The organism is Archangium primigenium (assembly GCF_016904885.1).
Lineage (GTDB): Bacteria > Myxococcota > Myxococcia > Myxococcales > Myxococcaceae > Cystobacter > Cystobacter primigenius.
Genome location: NZ_JADWYI010000001.1, coordinates 6,862,535 through 6,885,174, shown reverse-complemented (window position 1 = coordinate 6,885,174; position 22,640 = coordinate 6,862,535). Strand labels below are relative to the sequence as shown.

Genomic DNA, 22,640 nt, shown 5'->3' with positions numbered 1-22,640 from the left:
CTGGGGCCCGCCCGGGCCTAGGCGAAGACATCCGCCACGAAGCGGCCGTGCTCGCGCTCCACCTGCAGGGCCCAGCGCTCGGCCTCCTCCCGCGTCGCCCCGGTGGCCTCCGCGTAGATGCGGACCAGGGTCTCGCGCACCGCGGGTGCCATGCGCCGCCCGTCCCCGCAGACGTACACCGTGGCGCCTCGCCGGAACAGCTCGGCCACGTCCGCGCGGTCCTTCCAGACGCGGTGCTGGACGAACGTCACCTCGCCCTCCGGCGCGAGGGTGAAGGCCGGCCGCACGTCCACGACCCCGGCGAGCTGCCAGGCCTCCAGCTCCTCGCGGTAGAGGAAGTCCGCCTCCGGATGGTCGCAGCCGAAGAAGAGCAGGGCCGGGCCGACGCGCCGCCCCTCCCGGGCCTGGAGGGCCCGCTCCTGGAGGAATCCCCGGAAGGGGGCGATGCCAGTGCCCGCGCAGATCAGCACCAGGGGGACCTGGGGATCCTCCGGGGGATGGAAGCGGGGCTGGCTGGGCCGCACCGCCACGGACACGCGGGCCGGGGGCGCCAGGGCGGCGAGGTAGTTGGACGTCACGCCGAGGTAGCGGCCCTGGCCCGAGTAGGCGGGCGCATCGACGACGGCGACCGTGAGCGCGCAGCGGGTCGGGTTCCACAGCGGCGAGGAGGCGATGGAGTACTGCCGGGCCTTGAGCGGCGGCAGCATCTCCAGGAAGCCGGCGAAGGACAGCGCACACGCGGGGAAGCGCTCGAGCAGCTCCAACACGCTCACGCGCTTGTCGAGCACCTCGCGCCGGTAGGACTCCTCCCGGGCCAGCGCCTCCAGGGGCAGCTTCTCCGGGGGGCACCGGGTGGCCTTGGCGAGCGTCTCCACCTGGGCCCGGGTGGCCGGCTGTCCGAGCTCCACGTAGCTGGCGAGCAGCTCGCTCACGGCGATGGGGTAGCCGGTGGGCAGCGCCGTCAGGTGGGCGCCTTCCTTGTGCACGATGACCTGGGCGTCCGGGGCGAAGCCGAAGCGGCGCATCGCCCGCTCGACGTTCACGCCCGGGTTCCTCGGCAGGACCGCGAGGTAGTCGCCCGCCCGGTAGGTCATCCCCTCGGGCAGCTCGAGCTCCAAGTGCCGCTTGGAGCGGGCCTGGGGGGCGGCCATGTCCACCAGCTCCCGGTTCTCCACGAGCTGGCCCGCGCCCAGGTCCTCCTGCCGCAGGATCGCCGAGCGGCCCTCGCGCACCACCTCGACCTGGAGCGGGGTGGCCGCGGACGCTCCGGCGCTGTCCGTGCCGAGGACGGCGCCGAGCTCGTGCCACAGCGTCGCGTACCACGCGTCGAAGGCGCCGAAGAAGTCCTCGGAGGCATCCGCCTCGCCGCGCGGCTTGAGCCGGTGCGCCCCCGCCGCCTCCAGCAGGCCGTCCACCTTGAGGGGAATGGCCTGGTAGGTGCGCGCCCATTGCCGGTTGCCGCAGCCGAAGACGGCGTACTTCACGCCCGCGAACGCCCCGGCGGGGGCCGCCTCCAGCGCGGCGACGAACTGGCGGGCGTTGTCGGGGGGCTGGCCTTCGTACGAGGCGGTGAGCACGAGGACGGCGCCCTCGGTCGGCAGCCGGCCCGCGTGGTCGTCCATGGGCGCGACCTCCACGGCATAGCCCCGCGCGGGCGCGTCGTTGCCGATGCGCTGCGCGAACGCCTGCGCCGAGCCCGTGTTCGAGCCGTAGAGCACGAGCAAGCGCGTGCGGGGGCCCTCGGTGCGCGCCGGGAGGGGCGAGGACTCGGGCCGGGGCGGCGCGCGCGGCGTGGCGGGCGGGGCGCTCCGGGACTTGAGCGCGGTCGGCTCCCGCCGCCGCACGCGGATGCGGAAGCCGTCCGGCTTGATGGTGAGCGCCTGCTTGATCTTGAGCGTGTAGGAGGGGTCGTCCTCGAACAGGTCGAAGCGCTGGAGGATCATCGACAGGACGAGCTGGGCCTCCTGCATGGCGAAGGGACGGCCGATGCAGGCGCGCTGGCCGTTGCCGAAGGGCTTCCAGGCGTTGGGCGGCAGCCGGGCCTCCGCGTCGCGGTCGAAGCGCTCGGGCCGGAACGCCTCCGCGTCCGCTCCCCACACCGTGGGATCCCGGTGCAGGGTGGGCGGGAAGATCATCACCGTGTCCTGGGCCGTGACGGCGTAGCGGCCCCCGAGGACGGTGTCCTCATGCGGGTGCACCGCGAAGCCCGGCGCGGTGGGCCACAGGCGCAGGGTCTCCATGAGGATCTGCTCCACGTAGCGCAGCGAGGCCAGGTGATCCAGCCGGGGCGTGTCCGTGCCGAGCACCTCGTCGACGCGCGCGCGCGCGGCGTGCAGCACCCGGGGGTTCTTGAGCAACAGGTGGAGCGCGAAGGAGAGCAGGCCGCTCGTCGTCTCGTGACCCGCGATGAGGAAGGTCACCATCTGGTAGCGGATGTTCTCGTCGGACAGCGTCTCGCCGGTGACGGGATCCCGCGCGGAGAGCATGCGGCCAAGCAGATCGTTCTTCGGGCCCGCGGCCGGATCCCTCCGCCGCTCCGCGATGAGCTGGTCGGCCACCCCGTGCATCAGCCGGATGTCCTCCTCGTAGCGCCGGGCGCTCAACAGCAGCATCCGGTTGGCCACGCCCGGACGGCGCGTGCGCGCTCCCGCCTCCTTGAGGCCGTCCACCATGGCGTCGACGAACGGGTGCATCTCGTTCTGGTAGAAGCTGTTGAAGCGGTAGTCGAAGGCGCACAGCGCGATGGTGTCCAGCGTGAGCCGCGTCATCTGGTCCGGCACGTCGAGCACCGTGCCCGCGCCGAAGCGCTCCCAGCGCAGCAGCATCTGCTCGGCCACGTCCAGCATCGGCGCGAACATCTCACGCACCCCGAGCGGCCCGAACGCGGGCATGAGGATGCGGTGGGCCTTGCCCCAGTTGGGCTCCTCGGTGTGGGCCGTGAACAAGCCGTCCCCCCCGATGGCGCGCAGCTCCCGCAGCGAGGAGTGGATGACCTTGCCGAAGCGCTTCTCGTCGCAGACCTCGTTCACCAGCGCCTGCGAGCCCACGACGATGAGCGAGCGGCCCGCCATCTCCAACCGGAAGATGGGCCCGTGGATCCGCGCCAGATCCATGAAGCTCAGGATCGACAGGTCGGGGTCCACGTCGGGCAGGTTGCCCAACAGCGGGCGGGGACGCGGCTGCGGAATGGGGACGAGGGTCGCCATGGGTGCTCTCCCGGTTCGGATACAGCGCTTATGGGGCAATAAGTGCTGATAGCGCTATAAGCGCCGAGGGCAAGAGCGTCAAGGCCTCGCGCCCGGACAAGGGAAGGCGCGGGGGTTTATCGGTCTATCAATGGCGGGTCAGCGCCGGGGGGCGCCGATCAATACCTGCTCCGGGATGAATACATACGACGACATCACGAACTCGAAGATGCCGTAGACCACACGCACCGCGCGGCCGCAGCCCTCGCAGTCGAAGTCCCGGAAGCCACACCCCCGGGCGCGCAGCGTGCGGCTCGCCTTGTCGAAGGCGGCGAGCTCGGGGAAGTCCCGGGGGGGCTCGTCGAACTCACTCACATCGAAGACCGTGACGGCCTGGCAGTGCGGACACTTGAAGACGGGCGAGTCGCCGAAGACCGGGTAGTTGACCCGCTGGCTGGTCGTGAGGTTGGGCAGGAGCTCCGGACTGGGTTCGTGGACGGTGGGGGCGTGCATGGATGGCCGGTGGGAAGAGGAGCGGAGGGGAGAGCGTACGCTGGTCTACTCCAGCCGGGGGCGTCGGCGAGCGGGGGGGGATTTTCGAAGTCCCCTCCCGGAGGGAAACATGGGAGGACCTGTCACGCGCTCGGGTCCAGGGTCACAATTCCTGGATGCGCAACCGAACCCTGTTCGACATCCAGCGACGTGCCCAGCAGTTCGAGGGCCCCTCGGGGATCTGCGTCAAGCACATCGAGGCCGTCGCCAAGGTGTGCATGGAGCGCAATCTCTTTCTCTTCGTGCGCCCCACCGAGGCGGCCTCCACGCGTTTGATCAAGGCGGGCTTCGCGACCAAGAGCATGGACGTCCACCACAAGTCCTCGAACTGGGGCCCCATGGCGGGCGCCGTTCCCGTGGACCCGGCGTGGAACAAGAACCTGGGCAAGGACGGCGAGACCTGGCCGCCGCAGCCGAATCCCACCGAGGTCAAGGGCAACGAGGCCCATGGCGCGGCGCTGCATGTCCGGCTGTCCCTGTCCACCGACCTGCTCAACACGCTGATCCAGGACGCGGACACGGATTTGTGGTTGGACAAGGGCGCCACGCGGATGCCCTTGTCGTCCCAGGTGCCCGTGACCCTGGTCGCCAAGCGGCGCCCCAAGAAGCAGGGCTCCTCCGTCTGGAATGGCACCTTCTGGGCCGTGCCGGGCCAGGCGAACACGTGGGACATCAAGTGGGTGGACACGAGCAACGTCGCGCATGACCTCTGGGTCTGGGGCTACAAGGTGGCGGACAAGCCCACCCCGGTGACGGGCGACTACGATCTGTGGATGGTGGCGCCGCACGCGAGCTGGTGGAAGCTGCACACGCAGGTGCTGCGGGTCGAGGACGAGCACGATGCCTCGGCGGCCACGCTCTTCACCACCTGGCTGCTCGGGGAGCTCAACCGGGCGTGTGACCGGGCCGACAGCCCCGTGTTCCAGCACGGCGCGGAGCAGCAGAACTACGGCTTCACCCAGCCCATCGACGAGAAGCTGGCCATGTTCACCCCCTCGGGCCACTTCGAGATGATCGTCACGGACCCCAGCAAGGCGGGCGCCCCGCAGAAGCGTGGGGCGCCCGAGATCCTGGCGCAGCTGGCCCGGAGCCTGTACCTGGTCCCGCTCAACGCCGCCTACTTCGACAACCTCCTGGATCGGAATGTCTCGGGGAAGCACGAGAGCAAGGTCCGAGGAGATCCCACCGCCGAGGCCCAGCACTTCAATGCACGCGCCGCGATGAGCAAGCTGCGGCGGGACTTCAAGGCGGCGCTCAAGGACAGGGCCGCGCCGCTCGATCCCGAGGAGTACTTCGGCGCCTGGTACGCCTACACGCCCGAGGGTCAGCTCGACGCCCTCATGGAGCTGCAGAACAAGGTGGTGCAGGCCGTGTTCCGGGGCGGCGAGTCCAATCTGGAGACCGTGGAGGGCTGGATGGAGCAGAACCCCGCCCTGGTCCAGGCCCTCGGCGCGAGCCTGCCCCCGGCACCGGGCGACGAGCCCCAGATCTTCGACCGGAACACGAAGGTTCCCTTCGGCGCGGACTGGGACAAGACGAAGAAGAACCGCGCGGTGCTGATGCTCAAGGGCGTGAACAAGGAGCACCGCCCCCATGAGCCCGGCGAGGATCCGCCGCTGACGAGTCGCCCCTTCAAGCCCTTCCCCTAGCCCCTTCTCACCCGTAGATGCGCGGACGCGAGGACGTGGGGTCCTGGGCGATCTGGACCGGGCCTTCCTCGTCCTCGTCTTCCTGGTAGACGGACAGGGACAGCAGGAAGGTGGTGCCCTTGCCCGGGGTGCTGTGCACGTCGATCTGCCCGCCCATGGACTGGATGATGGTGTGGCAGATGGCCAGACCCAGGCCCGTGCCCACGCCCACGGGCTTGGTGGTGAAGAAGGGATCGAAGATGCGCTGCATCACCTCCGGACTCATCCCCGAGCCGTTGTCCTCGATCTCCAGCACCACCTGCCGGGCGCCCACGCGCCGGGCGGCGATGCGGATGCGGTTGGCCGTGGCGCGCCGCTCGGGGAAGGCCTGCAGCGCGTTGACGAGCAGGTTCACCAGCACCTGGCCCAGGCGCGACTCGTTGCCCAGCACCGCGGGCACCGGGTCGAGCGTCCGTTCCACCTGGGTGTTCTGGCGCAGCAGCTCGTTGCGCACCAGGCGCAAGGCCCCGTCGATGACCTGGTGGACGTTGACGGGCCCCCGGAGCTCCTCGTCCGGGCGGGCGAAGGTCTTGAGATCCTGGACGATGGAGCGCACGCGGCCGGCGCCCTCCTGGGTCTCCGCCACCACCTCGCTCAGCTCCGTCAGGGCCTCGGGCGACAGCTCCGCGCGCGACAACTGCTCGCCCAGGAAGGACAGGTTGGAGCTGATGTAGGCCAGGGGGTTGTTGATCTCGTGCGCGACCCCGGCGGCCAGCGTGCCCATGGACGCCATGCGATCCGCCAGCCGCAGCTGCGTCTCCAGGCGCTTGCGCTCGGTGAGGTCGCGGATGACGGAGACGAGGGCGGGCTTGCCGTCGGCGCCCGGGAAGACGGCGCGCCGGGTGAGCAGGGTGCGCGGCAGGCCGGCGTGATCCGTGAAGCTCAGCTCGCTCTCGTCCGGCAGGCCCGAGGCCAGGGCGTGCTCGTCCTGGAGCCAGTAGGTCTGGGCCTCGCGCGAGGGCAGGAAGTCGGTGGTGCTGCGGCCCAGGAGCTCCTCGGAGGGCTGGCCCATGAGCTCGCGGAAGGCGGCGTTCACCATCACCCACCGGTGGGCGCGATCGCGAACGAAGAGCGGATCCGGCAAGGCGTCCAGGGTGTTGCGCAGGAAGTCGCGCGTGCGCTCCAGCTCGGCGTGGGCCCGGATGCGCTCGAGCTCCGCGCCTGCGCGGGCCGCGAAGGCCCCGAGCAGCGAGAAGTCCAGCTCGCCGGCCTCCAACTGCTGCTCGTGCAGGATGGCCAGCACCCCGATGACCTCGCCCTTGGCGCTGCGCAGCGCGGCGCCCAGGTAGCCGCGCAGCCCCATGTCCGTGAGCATGAGGTCCTCGGGGAAGTGCTGGCTCACGTCATCGGCGTAGTGGCAGATGGAGCAGGCGACGGCGTTGTAACAAGGCGTGCCGCGCAGCGGATAGGTGACGTTCTCCTGGAAGGAGCCCTGGCTCCAGAACGCGAGGGTGTGGATGGAGTCCTGGCCGGCGTTCATCTCGCCCACCATGGTGCAGGTGACGCGGAACGCCTCGGCCAGCTGCTTCACCAGGGTGCGGAAGAAGTCGTGGCCGAGGTCGGCCGTGGTGGCCGCCAGCAGCGTCTGCAGCGCCCGCTCGGGGGGGACGCGCGAGGAGCCCACCGGGCCCGAGGACACGCCCGAGCGCACGGGCACGCCCATGCGCCGGGTGATCTCCAGCAGCTGGGGCGACCAGCGCTCCCCCTCGGGGCCGATGCACTCGCTGGCGCCCGAGAGCAGCAGCGCCTCGCGCCCGGTCTCGTCCCGGTCCGTGAGGACCACCAGGCACGTGCGGGACAGCGAGCCGAGCGAGGCCAGGCGCTGACAGGTGCAGCGCATCGCCTCCAGCGCATCGCCCGGATCCCACAGCACCACCAGTCCAGGCGGCACCACCTGCGGGAGCGCGTGGCGCTGCAGGGGCACCCGGCGGCACTCGACGGCGAGCGCCTCCGCTTGGAGCGCCCGCTCCAGCTCTTCACTCACCACATCCGGGACGCCCAGGAGCGTGACGTGCATGTTGTTCATCTTCCGCGAAGCTTCATCCCGGCCGGGAGGTCGAGCGAGGAGGGGGTGGGCTCAACCGGCACGGCGTGTGAGGGCCAGGGCGGGGGCCGCCGTGCGCTGGGCGAGCCACTGGTCCCGCTCGCGGCTGAACCACCGCGCGTCGTTCTCGGCCGTCTCGGCGTCCAGGAAGTAGGCCACGTCCGGCCGGGGGCCCGGCTTGCCGCTCTGGCCGTTCCACTCCAGCACGCCCCAGCGCAAGAGCGGGCTGAAGATCTGGTGATCCCAGGCGTAGGGCATGTGCCAGCGCAGGTCGGCGGTGGACGTGGACTGGGGCTCGAGCGCGGGGGTCTCGGCCTGGGCGTTCTTGTAGGCGGCGAAGGCGTGGGCATCCCGCTCGGCCGTCTTGGAGTCCACGAAGTAGGCGATGTCCCGCCGGGGCGATAGCGCGATCGGGCCGCCACACTTCTCCGAGACTCCCGCGCACTCCACCACCAGCCAGCTGATCATCGGCTGCCCGATCTTGTGATCCCACTCCAGAGCGACGTATGGCAAGGGCGACCCCCAGTCAGTGTGGTTGCCCCTGGAATCCTAGGCTCCGTCCGGGCCGAAGGGATAGATCCCAGCGAAAACGTCTTTTTGTGAAAAGTCCGGGCCGCCCACCGAGGAGCCGACGGGCCGGGGGCCGCCTGGGCTCGATCGGTGGGTCGTGTAGGACAAGACGGGGCGTCACTGGACACGCCCCGTGTTCAGGCGCTCAGGCCAGATCGAAGAGCAGGACCTCCAGGGGCTCGTGGGCCACGAGCTCCAGCGCCGACTCCTCGGACACGGCCACGCCGTCCCCGGCCTTCACGGCCAGACCGTTGAGCGTGCCCGCGCCGCGCGCCACCTGCAGCCAGGCGTGACGGCCGGGGGCCAGCGTGTGCGTGGCCTTCTGGCCCTGGCCCAGGAGCGTGCTGTACAGCCGCAGGTCCTGGTTCACCTTCAAGGAGCCCTGTTGCCCCTGGGGCGACACCACGAGCCGGAAGCCGCCCTGGCGCTCCTCGGGCGGGAAGAACTTCTGCTCGTAGTCCGGCGCGAGTCCCTGGCGCTCGGGGAGCACCCAGATCTGGAGGAAGTGCGCCTCCTCGTCCGAGCCATTCATCTCGCTGTGCAGCACGCCCGTGCCGGCCGTCATCCGCTGCATCTCGCCGGCGCGCAGCACGCCCCGCGAGCCCATGCTGTCGCGGTGCTCGAGCTGTCCGGAGAGCACGTAGGTGATGATCTCCATGTCCCGGTGGGGGTGGGTGCCGAAGCCGGCGCGTCCGGCGACCCGGTCCTCGTTGATGACGCGCAGCGAGCGAAAGCCCATGAACGCCGGATCGTAGTAGTCCGAGAACGAGAAGGTGTGGTGGGAGTCCAACCATCCATGGTTCGCATGGCCGCGGGCGTTCGAGTTCCTGAGAGTCAGCATGACGTGTGTCTCCTTCGCCTCTCATAGTGGGGGGCGCGAGGGCCTCGCGCCAGCCACGGACGACGGGACACATTGTTCCATCCATGGGACGTGCCCCCCATGCGACGCGCGCCCGCTCACCCGGACGTGGGCCAGTGCTCGCGCAGGAAGTCCACGAAGGCCATGACCTTGGGGGAGTGGTGTCGGGTGCTCGGGTAGACGGCGTGCACGGGCGACTCGGCGGAGCACCAGTCCGGCAGCAGGTGCACGAGCCGCCGGGCCGCCAGGTCCGCGCGGTTGTGCACGTGCGGCAGCAGGGCGATGCCCGCGCCCGCCAGCGCCAGGCCTCGGAGCATGTCGGGCTCGTTCACGGCCATCCGGGCCCGGATGGGCACCTCGACCGTGCGTCCTCCGGAGCGCAGGGTCCAGATCTGGCTCTCGCAGGTCGTGCCGAACACGAGCCCGTCGTGCTTCTCCAGCTCCTTGGGGGTGCGGGGCTGACCGTGGGCCTGGAGGTACTCGGGCGCGGCGACCACGATGTGCTCGATGGTGCCCAGCTTGCGCGCGAGCAGCGAGGAGTCCGCCAGCCGCCCGGCGCGCACCGCCACGTCGAAGCCCTCCTCCACCAGGTTCACCGTGCGGTCCGTGCACACCATCTCCAGTTGCACCTCCGGGTGTTTCTGCAGGAAGGCCCCCACGAGCGGCCCGAGCACCCCGAAGGTCAAGGGCGCCGTCACGCGCAGGAGCCCGTGGGGCGCGGCCTGCATCCGGGTGACGGCCTGCTCCGCGGCCTCGGCCTCGGCCACGATGCGCGCGCAGTGCTCGTAGTAGGCCTGGCCCACGTCCGTGAGGCGCAACTGGCGCGTCGTGCGCCGCAGCAACTGGGCGCCCACCCGCTCCTCGAGCTCGGACACCTTGCGGCTGACCGTGGACTTGGGCATGCGCAGGGCCTTGGCCGCCGAGGTGAAGCTCCCGGCCTGGACCACCTTGGCGAAGACAAGCAGCTCGTTGAGATCCATGTCCGTGTCCCTTCCTTCCGGCCGCATCCTCACCCAGGCGGGCGCGCGGGGGCGAGAAGATCGGATCTCCCGGGAGACCCCGAGGACACGGGCGCGGGTCCCGCCCGCGAGCCCCGCGCACGTGGAGTGGATGACAGACGTGCGGACGGGAGCGCGGGCCGCCGTCGCGATGCGGTTGGTTCCCGTTCTCGGGCCGCGATAAGAAGACCGCTGACCATGGCGGAAACCTTGTTCGAGGAGCTGAAGCGATACGTGGGCTTCGAGCCGACGGATGGACGGCGACTCCAGGGTCTGCACCACATCGCCTCCCCCCGGTTCGCCGCCATCGCCGAGGTGTTCTACGCGCGCATCCTGGCGCATCCCCAGGCCAGCCAGTCCCTGGCGGGGGAGCGGCAGGTGGGCCACCTCAAGGTGGCGCTCCAGGCCTGGATGGAGCAGCTGCTCCAGGGCCCCTGGGACGAGGAGTACTTCCTGCTGCGCTGCCGCATCGGCCGCATGCACGTGCGCATCGCGCTGCCCCAGCACTACATGTTCGGCGCGATGAGCGTGCTGCGCCAGGAGTTCAACCGCGTCATCGACGAGTACCCGTCCTGGACGGCGGAAGCGGCGCGGCTGGCCCGGGTGGCGTTGCAGAAGGTGCTCGACCTGGAGCTGGCTATCATGCTGCACACCTACCGGGAGGATCTGCTCGCCCAGCAGGCGCGTCACGAGCGGCTGAGCACCTTCGGGCAGCTCGTGGGGACGATCGGCCACGAGCTGCGCAACCCCCTGGGCGTCATCGAGACCTCGCTCTTCATCCTCAAGGGCCGGCCGATGGCCACCGAGGAGCGCGCCGCCAAGCACCTCACGCGCATCGGCGAGCAGGTGACGCTGGCCAACCGCATCATCTCGGACCTGCTGGACATGATTCGCGACAAGCCGCTCAAGCGCGAGTCCCTGCGGCTCGACGCGGTGTGGGCGGACGCGCTCACGTCGGTGCACGTGCCGGCGGGGGTGACCCTGTCCGCCACGGGGCTGGAGGGGCTGCCCACGCTGCGGGGCGACCCGGGACAGATGCGCCAGGCGTTCGTCAACCTGTTGGAGAACGCCATCCAGGCGGTGGGAGAGGTGGGCACGGTGGTGCTCACCGCCTCGGCCGAGCAGGGGGCGGTGGAGCTGGTGTTGGAGGACTCGGGCCCGGGCGTGAGCGAGCCCATCCGCCGCCGCATGTTCGAGCCCTTGATGACCACCAAGGTCCGGGGCATCGGCCTGGGCCTGCCGCTCGTCAAGCGCATCTTGGAACGGCACGAGGGCACCATCCAGTACGTGCCCCGGCAAGAGGGGGGGGCGCGCTTCGTGCTGCGGCTGGCGCTCCCCTCGGGTCTCCGGGACGGCGGTGGGGCATGAGGCGCTACCTGCTGCTCGACGACAACGCGGCCTTCGCGGAGAACCTGGCGGAGATCCTCCGGGACGCGGGGGATGACGCCACGGTGGTGACGGACGGGGCGCGGGCCGTGTCGCTCGCGGGCACGCTGCGCTACGACGCGCTGCTCACGGACATGAAGATGCCCGGCATGACGGGCGCCCAGGTGGTGCACCACCTGCGCCGGGTGGATCCCGGTCTCGCCATGGTGGTCATCACCGCCTACCCCGGCGAGCGGGAGCTGGAGACGGCGCGCAAGGAGGGTCTGCTCGCGGTGCTGCCCAAGCCCGTGCCCATCGCCCCGCTCATGGGCCTGCTGTCGCGCGCCCGCCGGGATGGCGTGGTGCTGCTGCTCGAGGACGACCCGTCCCAGGGGGACTCGCTGAGCGAGGAGCTGCGCGCGCGGGGCTTCTCGTCCGTCACCGCGCGCTCGGCCCGCGAGGTGGAGCACCTGTCCGAGGTGCGGCCCTTCGCGGCGGTGGTGGAGCCCCGGCCCCCGGGCGGGCCCGAGGGCGATGCCCTGCGCCTGCTGCGCACGCGCCTGCCGCGCCTGCCCGTGTTCGTGTGGACCCCGCCCCCGGACGAGGACCGGGTCCGGGCGCTCGTGTGCGACCCGATTGTCATCTCCGCTCCGGCCGGAACCCCGGCCTTGCTGGACGCGCTGGAGCGCGCCCATGACTCGCGTTAAGGGCAGGACCCATGAGCACCTCTTCCCCCCATTCCGTGCCCCGCGTGCTCGTCGTCGAGGACAACGCGGCTTTTCTCGACAACCTCCGCGAGCTGCTCGATGACGCCGGCTACCGGGTCACCGGCGCGGTGAGCTGCCGCGAGGCCCTGGACCGCGCCGAGGCGGGCTTCGACGTGGCCCTGGTGGACCTGCGGCTGCCGGACGGAGAGGGCACGGAGCTGGCGCGGGAGCTCAAGGACCGGGTGCCCGAGGCCGAGGTGGTGCTGCTCACGGGCTTCGCCACGGTGGAGACGGCCGTGGCGGCGGTGCGCGCGGGCGCCTGTGCCTACCTGATGAAGCCCTGCGCCCCGAGCGAGCTGCTGCTTACCCTGGAGCAGGCCATGCGTCAGGTGCGGCTGCACGGGGAGAAGCGCGAGCTGGCGCGCCGGGCGCAGGTGGCCGAGAAGCTCGCCGCGGTGGGCTCCATGACGGCGAGCCTGTCGCACGTCATCCGCAATCCCCTCAACGCCGCGGCGCTGCAACTGTCGGTGCTGGAGCGGCGGGTGCGGCGGCTGGCCGAGGAGCAACAGCCCTCGTTGCTCGATCCCCTGCTGCTGGTGCGCGATGAGATCCGCCGGTTGGACCACACGCTCGAGGACTTCCTCCAGTTCGCGCGGCCCCGGGGCTTCCGTCCCGAGCCCGTGGAGGTGAAGGCCCTCTTGCGGCGCGTGGTGGACTTCCTCGGGGGCAAGGCCGACGAGCGCCGCGTGCGCCTGGAGTTGGAGGGCGACGGGGGCGCCGCGCTGCCGCCCCTGCGGGGCGAGGAGGAGCGGCTGCGGCAGGTGCTCATCCACCTGACCCTCAACGCCCTGGAGGCCTCGCCGGAAGGCGGCTGGGTGCGGCTGTCGGTGGCGCGGGAGGGGGGCCTGGCCTGCATCGGCGTGGAGGACTCGGGCAAGGGGGTTCCCCAGGACATCCAGGAGCGGGTCTTCGAGCCGTTCTTCACCACCAAGGACGAGGGCTCCGGACTGGGTCTGTCCATCGTCCAATCCATCGTGATGCAGCACGGCGGCTCGCTGCAGGTGGTGAACGCGCCGTCGGGAGGCGCGCGCTTCCTCTTGCGCCTGCCGCTGCTGCCCTGAGCCGTCCCCCGGGCGCGGCGATGCCCGGCGACGACAAGCGCGAGGAGTTCAAAGGAACGGCGGGGGACGTCCACCGCCGAGATGGACCCGACATTCGAGGTCTCCCGCGCGCGGGGGATGTGCTCACCACGTGACATTCGTCCCAGGGCTGGCGGAAGATGGGCGCACGAGGGCGCGCTCCTTGCGCCCGTTGAGAAGGACTCAGGGGAATCGACGAATGGAAACGCAGCAGCACGAGGGGTTCATCACGGGGTCTCCGGAGCCCACGGCGGACGAGAAGACCTGGGGAATGCTCGCGCACTTGAGCGCCATCATCGCGGGCTTCTTCGGGCTGCCGTTCCTCGGCCCGCTCATCGTGCTGCTCGTCAAGGGCAAGGAGTCCGCCTGGGTGGAGAAGCAGGCCAAGGAGGCGCTCAACTTCCAGATCACCGCCACCGTGGCGATCATCGCGGCCGCCATCACCATCCTCTGCTTCGTGGGCGTCATCCTCGCGCCCCTGGTGGCGCTGGCCACGCTGGTGCTGTCCATCATCGGGGGCATCAAGGCCAACAACGGCGAGATGTACCGCTACCCCGTGCCGATGATCCGGATCGTGAAGTAGGCGGACCCCTTCGGCGGTGCGCTCAGCCGCCGATGCCCATCATGGACAGCAGGGCCGAGCCCGCGCCGGGCTCGGTGAAGCGGTGGCCCTCCGGCTTGTCGCCGAGGGCCGCGCGGATGGCCTGGTCGAGCTGCTCGTCCGTGGCTCCGCCGCGGATGAGGCTGTGCAGGGGCGCCTGGGCCCGGCCGCCGAGGCAACTGCGCAAGTCCCCGTTGGACGCCACGCGCACGCGGTTGCAGCCCCCGCAGAAGTTCTGGGTGAGCGGCGAGATGAAGCCCACGAGCCCGCCGGGCGCCCGCCAGTAGCGCGCCGGACCCGCCGCCAGGCCCTGGGGCCCCGGGTCCTCGTGCAACGCCAGGCCGCCCGCGCGCAGCCGCTCCACCAGCTCCGCCGTGGGCACGGGTGTGCCCTGCCCGAAGGGCATCAGCTCGATGAACCGGGGGGTGATGCCGCGCGCGTGCGCGTGGGCGATGAGCTGGGGCACTTCCTCGTCGTTCATCCCGCGCATGACGACGACGTTGAGCTTGAGCGAGGCGAAGCCCGCGGCGGCCGCCGCGTCGATGCCCGCGAGCACCGCGGACAGCTCGCCCTGCTTGGAGATGCGCCGGAAGGTGTCCTCGCGCAGCGTGTCCAGGCTGATGTTGAGCTGGCTCACCCCCGCCTCGCGCAGGGGCACGGCCAGCCGCGCCAGGTGGCTCGCGTTGGTGGTGATGGCCACGTGGCCGATGCCCGGCACCGCCGCGATCCGCCGCGACACCTCGAGGATGTCCGGACGGATGAGGGGCTCGCCCCCGGTGAGCCGCACGCGGCGGATGCCCATGCGCGCGAACACGGAGACGATGCGCTCGAACTCGTCGGGCGCGAGCAGATCCCGCTTGCCACCCCAGCTCGCCGGCGAGCAGTACGTGCAGCGGAAGTTGCACCGGTCCGTCACGGACAGGCGCAGGTACGTCATGGTCCTGCCCTGGGCGTCCTTCAGGGGCGGCATCACGGGAGCCTGCGCGGAAGAGGGCATCATGGGCATCTGCTCTTTAACTCGCGGACTTCCCGGTTGGCACGTATTCGCACCGGGAGGCACCATCTCCCGGGGGGTGGACACCATCAGTCCCGGGGGTTGCCCTGGCGTCCGCCCGCCAGCACGGACAGCACCACGCCTGGTCCGGTCGCGCCCGGCGCGCCACCCGGCACCCCCGGCGGGGCCGACACGGGCCCCCGCCCCGGCGCCGTCGGGCCGGGAATGGTCTGGTCCAGGTCGTCCATCTCCTCGGAGAGCCGGGCGAGCGTGGCCTCGGCGTCATGCGCCTGCATCTCCGACTGCACGAGCGTCAGCTTGCGGCTGTGCATGTCCTCCTTGAGCTTCACGAGCGCCTGCTCGCCGATGTCCAGGAAGGCCCGGACGACCTCGCGGTCGAACTGGGTGCCCGCGCACCGGGAGATCTCCGCGATGGCGTTGGCGAAGGTCGTCCCCTTGCGGTAGGGCCGGTCACACGTCATGGCGTCCAGGGTGTCGGCCACGGCGAAGATGCGCGCGCCGATGTGGATCTCCTGGCCCCGGAGGTTGCGCGGGTAGCCCTGGCCGTCCCAGCGCTCCTGGTGCGACAGGACGATCTGCGCGGGCGTGGCGAGGAAGGGGATGTTCTGGATCATCTGGAAGCCGATGTCCGGATGCTTGCGCATCTCCAGCCACTCCTCGGGCGTGAGCTTGCCCGGCTTGAGCAGCACGGCGTCCGGCACGCCAATCTTCCCGATGTCGTGCAAGAGCGCACCCCGGCCGATCTCGTCCAGCTCCGGGCCCTTGATGCCCATGCGCTCGGCGATGGCGGAGGTGTAGCGCACCACGCGCAGCGAGTGGTCCGACGTCTCGTGCTCGCGCGCGTCCAGGGCGGACACGAGCGCCAGCAGCGTGGACTGGTAGGTGTGCGCGATGTCCCGGAGCGCGTGGCGCAGTTCCGTGGTGCGGTCGCGCACCTTGCGCTCGAGCTTCTTCTGGTAGCGCTTGCGCGCCAGCTCGATGCGCCGCTTGGCCAGGGCCCGCTCGATGGCGCGGATGAGGTCCGTCAGCTTGGGTGGCTTGAGCAGGTAGTCCACCGCGCCCCGGCGCAGACAGTCCACGGCGGACTCGGTGTCGCCGTAGCCGGTGAGCATGATGACCGAGGTGTCCGGGTAGCGCTCGCGCAACTGCTCGAGCAGCCACAGGCCGTCCTTGCCCGGCATCTTCATGTCACTGATGACCAGGGGCGTCTCTTCCTGCCCCGCGAGGTCCAGCGCCATTTCGGCGCCGCTGGCCACCACGCAGTTGTATCCCTCTTCCCTGAGAAGGACGGAGATGACGTCGCGAACGGAGTCGTCATCATCGACGATGAGGATCCGGGGGGGAACGGGCGGGATGGCTTCCACGGAGGGGATTCTAGGAGGAACGGGCGACAAATGGCCAACCCGAGGCGGAATTTCGGCGCTCCTGGCCGCCTGGACGGGTTGCCCCCGGGGAGGCGTCCCCCTCCTTTCCACTACCGCCGCGCCATCTCTTTTCGAGACTTCATGCGCGGGACAACCGGTCGTAGCGGAAGGGGGCCAGGTCCACGGACGGCCGCTCGCCCAGGATGGCCTCCGCCAGGAGTTTCGCGGTGACGGGCGTCAGCAGGATGCCGTTGCGGAAGTGGCCCGTGGCGAGGAACAGGCCTGGCAGGGGCCCCGCGCCGAGGACGGGCAGATGGTCCTCGGTGTAGGGCCGCAGGCCCGCCCACGTCTCCTGCACGGGCGCCGCGGCCAGGGCCGGACACAGCCGCATGGCCAGGGCGAGGATGCGGTGCAGGCCCTCGGCGGTGACGTTCTTCTCGAAGCCCGAGAATTCCAGCGTGCTGCCCGCGATGACGCGGCCATCCGTCCGGGGGATGACGTAGCCCTCGTCGGAGAAGAGGACGTGCGAGAAGAGGGGCAGACGTGTCTGCAACTGAACCATCTGCCCGCGCGCCGGCCGCACCCCGCGGGGGTCCAGGGCGCTGCCCCGCACCAGGCCGGACCAGGAGCCCGCGGCGATGACCACGGCGTCCGCGCGGAGCACCTCGCCGTCCAGGTCCACGCCCACCGCGCGGCCCTGTGCCTCCACCACGCCGCGCACGTAGCCGGTGCGGAACGTGGCGCCCACCTTCGCGGCGGCCATCGTCAGGGCGCGCATGAGCAGGCGGTTGTCCACCTGGTGGTCGTCCACGAAGCGCGCCGCGCCCCGGACCTCGGGGGACAGGGTGGGCTCCAGCGCGAGCACCTCGGTGGGCGACAGCAGGTCCACGCGCAGGCCCCGCTCGCGCTGCCAGCGCGCGGTGGCCGCCAGCCGGGACAGGCCCGCCTCGTCGAAGGCCAGCCGCAGCACGCCACTGGGCAGGTAGTGCACGTCGATGCCCGTGAGGGCGAGCAGCTCCGCGGCGAACTCCGGGTACAGGCGTCGGCTGAGCAGGCACAGGTCCAGGAAGGGCCCGGGTCCCTCGGACTCCTCCTGGGGCGCCAGGATGCCTCCGGCGGCGCTGGAGGCCTCGGCTCCGGGAATGGCGCGCTCGAGCACCGTCACCCGGGCGCCCGCCTGCCGCAGCCGCAGGGCGATGCCGCAGCCCATGACTCCACCGCCGACCACCACCACGTCGAGGTCACGCATCGCGCTGCTTGTGCTCGCTCCCCACCGGCTTTGCAAGGTTCGTGAGCCAGACCGGTTGACGGGATGGGGTGGTTTCCATTAGCTAGTTCATCGTGCTCTCCGTGTCTCTCCACCCTCATGCGCACCATCATCGGACCGGCCCCGACGGGACCGCTCACCGTGCGCATGCCTGGGTGGATGTCTAGAGACCGCCCGAAGCACCCGCCGCAGTGAACGAAAGCCCGTCCCACACCGGACGGGCTTTTTTCGTTTCGCCCGTCCGTCCTCCTTCAAGGACTCCCCGATGCTCCGGATCGCTCTTCCCAACAAAGGCCGCCTCTCCGAGGAGGTGCGCGAGCTGTTCAACGACGCAGGACTGGAGGTCCGGGTGCGCGGCGAGCGCGCCCTCACGGCCTCGCTCGGTGGCGAGTTCGAGGCCATCTTCGTGCGCGCCCAGGACATTCCCGAGTTCGTCGCGGATGGCGCGGCCGACGCGGGCGTCACCGGGTGGGACTTGGTGTGTGAGTCCGGGCGCGACCTGGAGCAGCTCATGGACCTGGAGTTCGGCCGGTGCCGCCTGGTGGTGGCCGCCCGCGAGGACAGCGGCATCCAGCAGCTGGAGGACATCCAGAGCGGGGTGCGCGTGGCGTCCTCCTTCACGCGGCTGACCGAGGAGTTCTTCACCCGGCGCGGCCAGAAGATCACGGTGGTGCCGGTCTCGGGCGCCACGGAGATCGCGCCCCACCTGGGCATCGCGGACATCATCGTGGACCTGACGTCCACGGGCTCCACGCTCAAGATGAACGGCCTGCGCGAGGTGGGCACCATCGTCCAGTCGAGCGCGCGGCTCATCGCGCGCAAGAACCACGCGCCCGAGGCCGCGGCGAAGCTGGAGGAGCTGCGCCAGGCGCTCGGCTCGGTGCTGGCGGCGCGCGACAAGCGCTACCTCATGGCCAACGTGCCGCGCACCGCGCTGTCCGGGGTGCGCGAGGTGCTGCCGGGCCTCAACGGCCCCACCGTGGTGGAGGTGCAGGGCGGGGACTTCGTGGCCGTGCACGCCGTGGTGCCCGCGCGCACCATCTACCGCACCATCAACGCCCTGCGCGCCCTGGGCTGCCAGGGCATCCTCGTCACCCGCATCGAGAGGCTGATGCCATGAGCCCCCGCGTGCTCAAGTACCAGGGTCGGCTCCAGGACCTCGCGCCCGAGGCCCGGCGCCAGTTGCTGGAGCGCTCCGGGAGCACCGACGCCCGGGTGGCCCAGCGCACCGCGGACCTCATCGCCCGCGTGCGCCGGGACGGAGACCGCGCCCTGCGCGAGCTGGCGCGCGAGTTCGACGGCGCCACGCTGGCGTCCCTGGAGATTCCCCGGAGCGAGTGCGAGGCGGCCCTGGCGTCGCTCGCGCCCGAGGTGCGCGAGGCCCTGACCCGGGCGGCGCGCAACATCGCCCGGGCCCACGCCGCCCAGAAGCCCCAGGCCGTCGAGGTGGAGACCGAGCCCGGCGTCCTCGTGGGTCGGCGGCCGGATCCGCTCGGCCGGGTGGGCGTGTACGCGCCAGGAGGCCGCGCGGTGTATCCGAGCAGCGTGCTCATGGGCGTGGTGCCGGCCAAGGTCGCCGGGGTGGGCGAGGTCATCGTCTGCTCGCCGCCGGGTCCGGACGGGCGGCCCGCGGCGGGGGTGCTGGCGGCGGCGGCGCTCGCGGGGGCGGACCGGGTCTTCGCGCTCGGGGGCGCGGGCGCGGTGGCGGCCCTGGCCTACGGCACCGAGAGCGTGCCCCGGGTGGACCGCATCGTCGGTCCGGGCAACGCCTACGTGGCCGCGGCCAAGCTGCAGGTGGTGGACGCGGTGGGCATCGACGCCCCGGCCGGGCCGAGCGAGATCCTCGTGGTGGCCGATGCCTCGGTGGACCCCGAGGCCGTGGCGCGCGAGATGCTGGCCCAGGCCGAGCACGATCCGGACGCGTGCTGCGTGACGGTGGCGGTGGGCACCGCCCAGGCCGAGGCGGTGGCGGCGGCGGTCGCGCGCGCGGCGGCCCGGGCCCGGCGCCAGGAGATCGTCTCGCGCGCCCTGAGCGAGCGCGGCGCGGTGCTGAGCGTGGACTCGCTGGAGGAGGCCTGGCCCTTCGTGGCGGACTTCGCGCCCGAGCACCTCTTGCTGGCGATCGCGTCGCCCGCCGAGGCGCTCTCCCGGGTGCGCAACGCGGGCACGGTGTTCGTGGGGCCGCATGCCTCGGTGGCCTACGGGGACTACATGACGGGCGCCAACCACGTGCTGCCCACCGCGGGCCTCGCCCGGGCGTACTCGGGCCTGAGCGTGCTGGACTTCTACCGCTGGACGACGTGGCAGCGCGTCACCCCCGAGGCGGCCGCCCGGCTCGCCGACGACGTGGGCACCCTGGCCGACAGCGAGGGGCTCTTCGCCCACGCCGAGGCCGCCCGGGCCTGGAGGACGTCATGAGCCCGCCCACCCGCGCCTCGTATCGCGACATCCCGCTGTACGCGCCCTCCAAGGCGCGCTGCCGCGTGGACCTGAGCGACAACACCAACCTCTTCGGCCTGCCGCCCGCCGCCGAGCGCGTCCTGCGCGAGACGACCGCCACCCAGGTGGGCCGCTACCCGGTGGGCTACTCGCCCGACCTCCGGCAGGCCGTGGCCCGCTACACCGGCATGGATCCGGCCCAGGTCACCACCGGCTGCGGCTCGGACGACGTCATCGACTGCACCCTCCGGGCCTTCCTGGAGCCGGGCGAGCTCATCGCCTACCCGTCGCCCACCTTCGTGATGATGTCCTACTTCGCCAAGGTCAACGGCCTGCGCTACGCGCCGGTGCGGCTGCGGCCGGACTTCGACATCGACGTGGACGGGCTCTTGGCCACCGGAGCGAAGCTCATCTACGTGTGCTCGCCCAACAACCCCACGGGCACGGTGGCCTCGCGCGCCGCGCTGGAGCGGCTGGTGGACACGGCCCCCGGCCTCGTCCTGATCGACGAGGCCTATGCCGAGTTCGCCCGGGACAGCCACCTGGACCTGGCGCGCCGGCCCAACGTGCTCGTGACGCGCACGCTGTCCAAGGCCTTCGGGCTCGCGGCCATGCGCGTGGGCTACGCGGTGGGGGCCCCCGGGCTCGTGGCGGAGGTGGAGAAGGCCCGGGGCCCCTACAAGGTCACGGGCCTGTCCGAGCGCATGGCCGTGGCGGCGCTCACCGAGGACGTGCCGTGGATGCGAGCCAGGGCGGACGAGGCGCTCGCCGTCCGGGCGCGGCTGGTGGAGGAACTGGCGCGGCTGGGCCTGTCCTGCCTGCCCACCGAGGCCAACTTCGTGATGGTGCCGCTGCGGGGCGCGCCCGCGGTGGCGGAGACGATGCGCGCGCGGGACGTGAACGTGCGGGCCTTCGCGGGCCTGCCGGGCATCGGCGACGCGCTGCGCATCGGGTGTGGACCCTGGAACGTGATGCAGGCGGCGCTCGACGCGCTGCGGGAGGCCCTGCCGTGAGAGTGACGCTGTTCGACTATGGCGCTGGCAACATCCACTCCCTGGCCAAGGCGCTCGCCCTGGCGCCGGGCGTCGAGGTGCGCGTGGAGACGGACCCCGTGCGCGCCCTGGACACCGGCCTGCTGGTGCTGCCGGGCGTGGGGGCCTTTGGCGCGGCGGCGGCCCGGCTCGCTCCCGGCCGGGAGCGGATGCGGCGCGCGCTGGACGACGGGCTCGCGTGTCTGGGCATCTGCCTGGGCATGCAGCTGCTCTTCGACGGGAGCGAAGAGGGGGAGGGCGAGGGCCTGGGCTTCTTCCCGGGGCGGGTGACGCGGCTTGTCTCCCAGCGGGTGCCCCACATCGGGTGGAACTCGGTGGAGGAGGACACGGCCGTCCAGGCGGCGCGGCTCGGCTCCGTCTACTACGCGCACAGCTTCGCCTGCCGCGCCGAGCGGCCCGAGGCGGTGGTGGGGTGGACGGCGCACGAGGGGGACCGTTTCCCCGCGGCGGTGCGGCGCGGCCGGGTGCTGGGCGTACAGTTCCACCCGGAGAAGAGCTCGGCGGCCGGCGTGCGCTTCGTGCACGCCTTCCTCGACGAGGTGCGCGCATGAAGGCCATTCCGGCGATCGACCTGCGCGAGGGCGCCTGTGTGCAACTCGTGGGCGGCTCCTACGCCGACGAGCGGGTGCGGGTGAACAACCCCCTGGACGCGCTCGAGCGCTGGCGCGCGCACGGCTTCACCACCTTCCACGTGGTGGACCTGGACGCGGCGCTGGGCAAGGGCTCCAACGAGGACGCCATCCGCGCGCTGCTCTCGCACGAGCCCGGGCTGACGTTCTCCGTGGGCGGCGGCGTCCGCGACACCGCCAAGGTGGAGGCCGTGCTCGCCCTGGGCGCCGCGTCCGTGGTGGTGGGCACGCGCGCCATCGAGGACGCCACCTGGCTGCGTGAGGTGGCCGAGCGTTTTCCCGGCCGGGTGGTGGTGGCCGCGGACGTGAAGGGCCGCGAGGTGGTGACGCGCGGTTGGACGGCGGGCAGCGCGCGCGACATCGTCGCCGTGCTGGAGTCCCTGGAGCCCCTGCCGCTGCGTGGCCTGCTGGTGACGGCCGTGCACAAGGAGGGACAGATGGAGGGGGTGGACCTGCCCCTCATGGAGACGGTGTGCCGCGCGAGCCGCCACCCGCTGTTCGCCTCCGGCGGCGTGACGACGGTGGAGGATCTGCGGGCACTCGGGGGCGTGGGCGCCGCGGGCGCCGTCATCGGCATGGCGTTGTACACGGGCAGATTGGACGCGGGCCTCGTCGCCCAGGAGTTCGCATGACCACCATCGTTCGGGAAACCAAGGAAACCAAGGTCACGGTGCAGCTCGCCATCGGCAAGGGCGTGGCCCAGGTGGACACGGGGCAGCCCTTCTTCGATCACATGCTCGGCACCTTCGCGCGCTACGCGGGGCTGGACCTGACCCTGCACGCGCGGGGCGATCTGCGCCACCACCTCATGGAGGACGTGGCCATCACCCTGGGCACGGCCGTGCAGAAGATCATCCCCGCCACCGCCGCGCGCTACGGCGAGCGCACGCTGCCCATGGATGACGCGCTCGTGCAGGCGTGCCTCGACGTCGGCGGGCGCTTCTATTACCGGGGCCCGCTCAAGAACAAACTCTACGAGCACGTGATGCGCTCGTTCTGCGAGCACGCCAAGGTGACGCTGCACCTGCGCATCCTCCGGGGCAAGGACAGCCACCACGTGACGGAGGCGGCCTTCAAGGCGCTCGGCTTCGCGCTGCGCGATGCGCTGGTGGACTCGGGCGTGGTGTTCAGCACCAAGGGCGCCGTCGCCCTGGAGGTGACGTGAC

Annotated in this window: 20 protein-coding genes; 11 read left to right on the top strand and 9 right to left on the bottom strand. The window is 71.5% G+C overall.

What is annotated here, in order from left to right:
* Positions 1-17: 17 nt before the first annotated feature.
* Together I3V78_RS28100 and I3V78_RS28095 are read right to left on the bottom strand one after the other, a co-directional pair.
* Positions 18-3,206, bottom strand: coding sequence for a bifunctional cytochrome P450/NADPH--P450 reductase (locus I3V78_RS28100; RefSeq protein ID WP_204491907.1), 3,189 nt, complete (start codon positions 3,204-3,206; stop codon positions 18-20).
* A gap of 138 nt (positions 3,207-3,344) precedes the next feature.
* Entirely contained in the window at positions 3,345-3,698 is a 354-nt protein-coding gene (locus I3V78_RS28095) for a hypothetical protein (protein WP_204491905.1), read from the bottom strand.
* 155 nt (positions 3,699-3,853) lie between these two features.
* Between I3V78_RS28095 and I3V78_RS28090 the strand changes: the two genes are divergently transcribed.
* A complete protein-coding gene (locus tag I3V78_RS28090) occupies positions 3,854-5,386 on the top strand; it encodes an anthrax toxin-like adenylyl cyclase domain-containing protein (RefSeq protein ID WP_204491903.1) in 1,533 nt (510 codons plus the stop codon).
* A gap of 7 nt (positions 5,387-5,393) precedes the next feature.
* Here I3V78_RS28090 and I3V78_RS28085 read toward each other — a convergent pair whose 3' ends face one another.
* The 4 genes from I3V78_RS28085 to I3V78_RS28070 all read right to left on the bottom strand — a co-directional run bounded on the left by I3V78_RS28085 (position 5,394) and on the right by I3V78_RS28070 (position 9,878).
* Positions 5,394-7,442: an ATP-binding protein gene (locus tag I3V78_RS28085; RefSeq protein ID WP_239576668.1), complete on the bottom strand. Its 2,049-nt coding sequence runs from the start codon at positions 7,440-7,442 to the stop codon at positions 5,394-5,396.
* A 60-nt stretch (positions 7,443-7,502) separates the two neighbouring features.
* Positions 7,503-7,982: a hypothetical protein gene (locus tag I3V78_RS28080; RefSeq protein WP_204491899.1), complete on the bottom strand. Its 480-nt coding sequence runs from the start codon at positions 7,980-7,982 to the stop codon at positions 7,503-7,505.
* Between the two features lie 202 nt (positions 7,983-8,184).
* Complete coding sequence (locus tag I3V78_RS28075; protein ID WP_204491897.1) at positions 8,185-8,880, bottom strand: pirin family protein; 696 nt, start codon at positions 8,878-8,880, stop codon at positions 8,185-8,187.
* 116 nt (positions 8,881-8,996) lie between these two features.
* Positions 8,997-9,878, bottom strand: a complete 882-nt coding sequence (locus I3V78_RS28070) for a LysR family transcriptional regulator (RefSeq protein ID WP_204491894.1) — start codon at positions 9,876-9,878, stop codon at positions 8,997-8,999.
* 216 nt (positions 9,879-10,094) lie between these two features.
* Between I3V78_RS28070 and I3V78_RS28065 the strand changes: the two genes are divergently transcribed.
* From I3V78_RS28065 to I3V78_RS28050, 4 genes are all read left to right on the top strand, one after another.
* Positions 10,095-11,264: a protoglobin domain-containing protein gene (locus I3V78_RS28065; protein ID WP_204491892.1), complete on the top strand. Its 1,170-nt coding sequence runs from the start codon at positions 10,095-10,097 to the stop codon at positions 11,262-11,264.
* The gene (locus tag I3V78_RS28060; RefSeq protein ID WP_204491890.1) at positions 11,261-11,968 is read left to right on the top strand and encodes a response regulator; all 708 of its coding nucleotides are present in this window, start codon (positions 11,261-11,263) and stop codon (positions 11,966-11,968) included. Before I3V78_RS28065 ends, I3V78_RS28060 begins: the two co-directional genes overlap by 4 nt.
* Positions 11,969-11,979: 11 nt before the next feature.
* The gene (locus I3V78_RS28055; RefSeq protein WP_204491888.1) at positions 11,980-13,089 is read left to right on the top strand and encodes an ATP-binding protein; all 1,110 of its coding nucleotides are present in this window, start codon (positions 11,980-11,982) and stop codon (positions 13,087-13,089) included.
* A 217-nt stretch (positions 13,090-13,306) separates the two neighbouring features.
* A complete protein-coding gene (locus tag I3V78_RS28050) occupies positions 13,307-13,690 on the top strand; it encodes a DUF4870 domain-containing protein (RefSeq protein WP_204491886.1) in 384 nt (127 codons plus the stop codon).
* A gap of 22 nt (positions 13,691-13,712) precedes the next feature.
* Here the strand turns inward: I3V78_RS28050 and moaA are convergent, their stop codons facing one another.
* The 3 genes from moaA to thiO all read right to left on the bottom strand — a co-directional run bounded on the left by moaA (position 13,713) and on the right by thiO (position 17,336).
* Positions 13,713-14,708, bottom strand: coding sequence for a GTP 3',8-cyclase MoaA (gene moaA / locus I3V78_RS28045; protein ID WP_204491884.1), 996 nt, complete (start codon positions 14,706-14,708; stop codon positions 13,713-13,715).
* Between the two features lie 83 nt (positions 14,709-14,791).
* Positions 14,792-16,087 carry an HD domain-containing phosphohydrolase gene (locus I3V78_RS28040; RefSeq protein ID WP_204491882.1) on the bottom strand — a complete coding sequence of 432 codons (1,296 nt, stop codon included), beginning with the start codon at positions 16,085-16,087 and terminating at the stop codon, positions 14,792-14,794.
* Positions 16,088-16,226: 139 nt separating this feature from the next.
* A complete protein-coding gene (gene thiO, locus I3V78_RS28035; protein WP_204491880.1) occupies positions 16,227-17,336 on the bottom strand; it encodes a glycine oxidase ThiO in 1,110 nt (369 codons plus the stop codon).
* 283 nt (positions 17,337-17,619) lie between these two features.
* Here thiO and hisG point away from each other — a divergent pair, with 283 nt between their 5' ends.
* From hisG to I3V78_RS28005, 6 genes are read left to right on the top strand one after another with little or no spacing between them, the layout of a single operon-like run.
* Positions 17,620-18,474: an ATP phosphoribosyltransferase gene (gene hisG / locus I3V78_RS28030; RefSeq protein ID WP_204491878.1), complete on the top strand. Its 855-nt coding sequence runs from the start codon at positions 17,620-17,622 to the stop codon at positions 18,472-18,474.
* Positions 18,471-19,772, top strand: a complete 1,302-nt coding sequence (hisD, locus tag I3V78_RS28025; RefSeq protein ID WP_204491877.1) for a histidinol dehydrogenase — start codon at positions 18,471-18,473, stop codon at positions 19,770-19,772. The genes hisG and hisD overlap by 4 nt, the downstream gene beginning before the upstream one ends.
* Positions 19,769-20,806 carry a pyridoxal phosphate-dependent aminotransferase gene (locus I3V78_RS28020; protein WP_204491876.1) on the top strand — a complete coding sequence of 346 codons (1,038 nt, stop codon included), beginning with the start codon at positions 19,769-19,771 and terminating at the stop codon, positions 20,804-20,806. Before hisD ends, I3V78_RS28020 begins: the two co-directional genes overlap by 4 nt.
* A complete protein-coding gene (hisH, locus tag I3V78_RS28015; protein ID WP_204491874.1) occupies positions 20,803-21,396 on the top strand; it encodes an imidazole glycerol phosphate synthase subunit HisH in 594 nt (197 codons plus the stop codon). Before I3V78_RS28020 ends, hisH begins: the two co-directional genes overlap by 4 nt.
* Positions 21,393-22,106, top strand: coding sequence for a 1-(5-phosphoribosyl)-5-[(5-phosphoribosylamino)methylideneamino]imidazole-4-carboxamide isomerase (locus I3V78_RS28010; RefSeq protein WP_204491872.1), 714 nt, complete (start codon positions 21,393-21,395; stop codon positions 22,104-22,106). Before hisH ends, I3V78_RS28010 begins: the two co-directional genes overlap by 4 nt.
* Positions 22,103-22,639, top strand: a complete 537-nt coding sequence (locus I3V78_RS28005) for an imidazoleglycerol-phosphate dehydratase (RefSeq protein ID WP_204491870.1) — start codon at positions 22,103-22,105, stop codon at positions 22,637-22,639. Before I3V78_RS28010 ends, I3V78_RS28005 begins: the two co-directional genes overlap by 4 nt.
* Position 22,640 lies beyond the last annotated feature (1 nt).

Coding starts and splice junctions, on each gene's coding strand:
- I3V78_RS28100 (WP_204491907.1), bottom strand. CDS start 3,206: ATGGCGACCCTCGTCCCCATTCCGCAGCCGCGTCCCCGCCCGCTGTTG.
- I3V78_RS28095 (WP_204491905.1), bottom strand. CDS start 3,698: ATGCACGCCCCCACCGTCCACGAACCCAGTCCGGAGCTCCTGCCCAAC.
- I3V78_RS28090 (WP_204491903.1), top strand. CDS start 3,854: ATGCGCAACCGAACCCTGTTCGACATCCAGCGACGTGCCCAGCAGTTC.
- I3V78_RS28085 (WP_239576668.1), bottom strand. CDS start 7,442: ATGCACGTCACGCTCCTGGGCGTCCCGGATGTGGTGAGTGAAGAGCTG.
- I3V78_RS28075 (WP_204491897.1), bottom strand. CDS start 8,880: ATGCTGACTCTCAGGAACTCGAACGCCCGCGGCCATGCGAACCATGGA.
- I3V78_RS28070 (WP_204491894.1), bottom strand. CDS start 9,878: ATGGATCTCAACGAGCTGCTTGTCTTCGCCAAGGTGGTCCAGGCCGGG.
- I3V78_RS28065 (WP_204491892.1), top strand. CDS start 10,095: ATGGCGGAAACCTTGTTCGAGGAGCTGAAGCGATACGTGGGCTTCGAG.
- I3V78_RS28060 (WP_204491890.1), top strand. CDS start 11,261: ATGAGGCGCTACCTGCTGCTCGACGACAACGCGGCCTTCGCGGAGAAC.
- I3V78_RS28055 (WP_204491888.1), top strand. CDS start 11,980: ATGAGCACCTCTTCCCCCCATTCCGTGCCCCGCGTGCTCGTCGTCGAG.
- I3V78_RS28050 (WP_204491886.1), top strand. CDS start 13,307: ATGGAAACGCAGCAGCACGAGGGGTTCATCACGGGGTCTCCGGAGCCC.
- moaA (WP_204491884.1), bottom strand. CDS start 14,708: ATGATGCCCTCTTCCGCGCAGGCTCCCGTGATGCCGCCCCTGAAGGAC.
- thiO (WP_204491880.1), bottom strand. CDS start 17,336: ATGCGTGACCTCGACGTGGTGGTGGTCGGCGGTGGAGTCATGGGCTGC.
- hisG (WP_204491878.1), top strand. CDS start 17,620: ATGCTCCGGATCGCTCTTCCCAACAAAGGCCGCCTCTCCGAGGAGGTG.
- hisD (WP_204491877.1), top strand. CDS start 18,471: ATGAGCCCCCGCGTGCTCAAGTACCAGGGTCGGCTCCAGGACCTCGCG.
- I3V78_RS28020 (WP_204491876.1), top strand. CDS start 19,769: ATGAGCCCGCCCACCCGCGCCTCGTATCGCGACATCCCGCTGTACGCG.
- I3V78_RS28010 (WP_204491872.1), top strand. CDS start 21,393: ATGAAGGCCATTCCGGCGATCGACCTGCGCGAGGGCGCCTGTGTGCAA.
- I3V78_RS28005 (WP_204491870.1), top strand. CDS start 22,103: ATGACCACCATCGTTCGGGAAACCAAGGAAACCAAGGTCACGGTGCAG.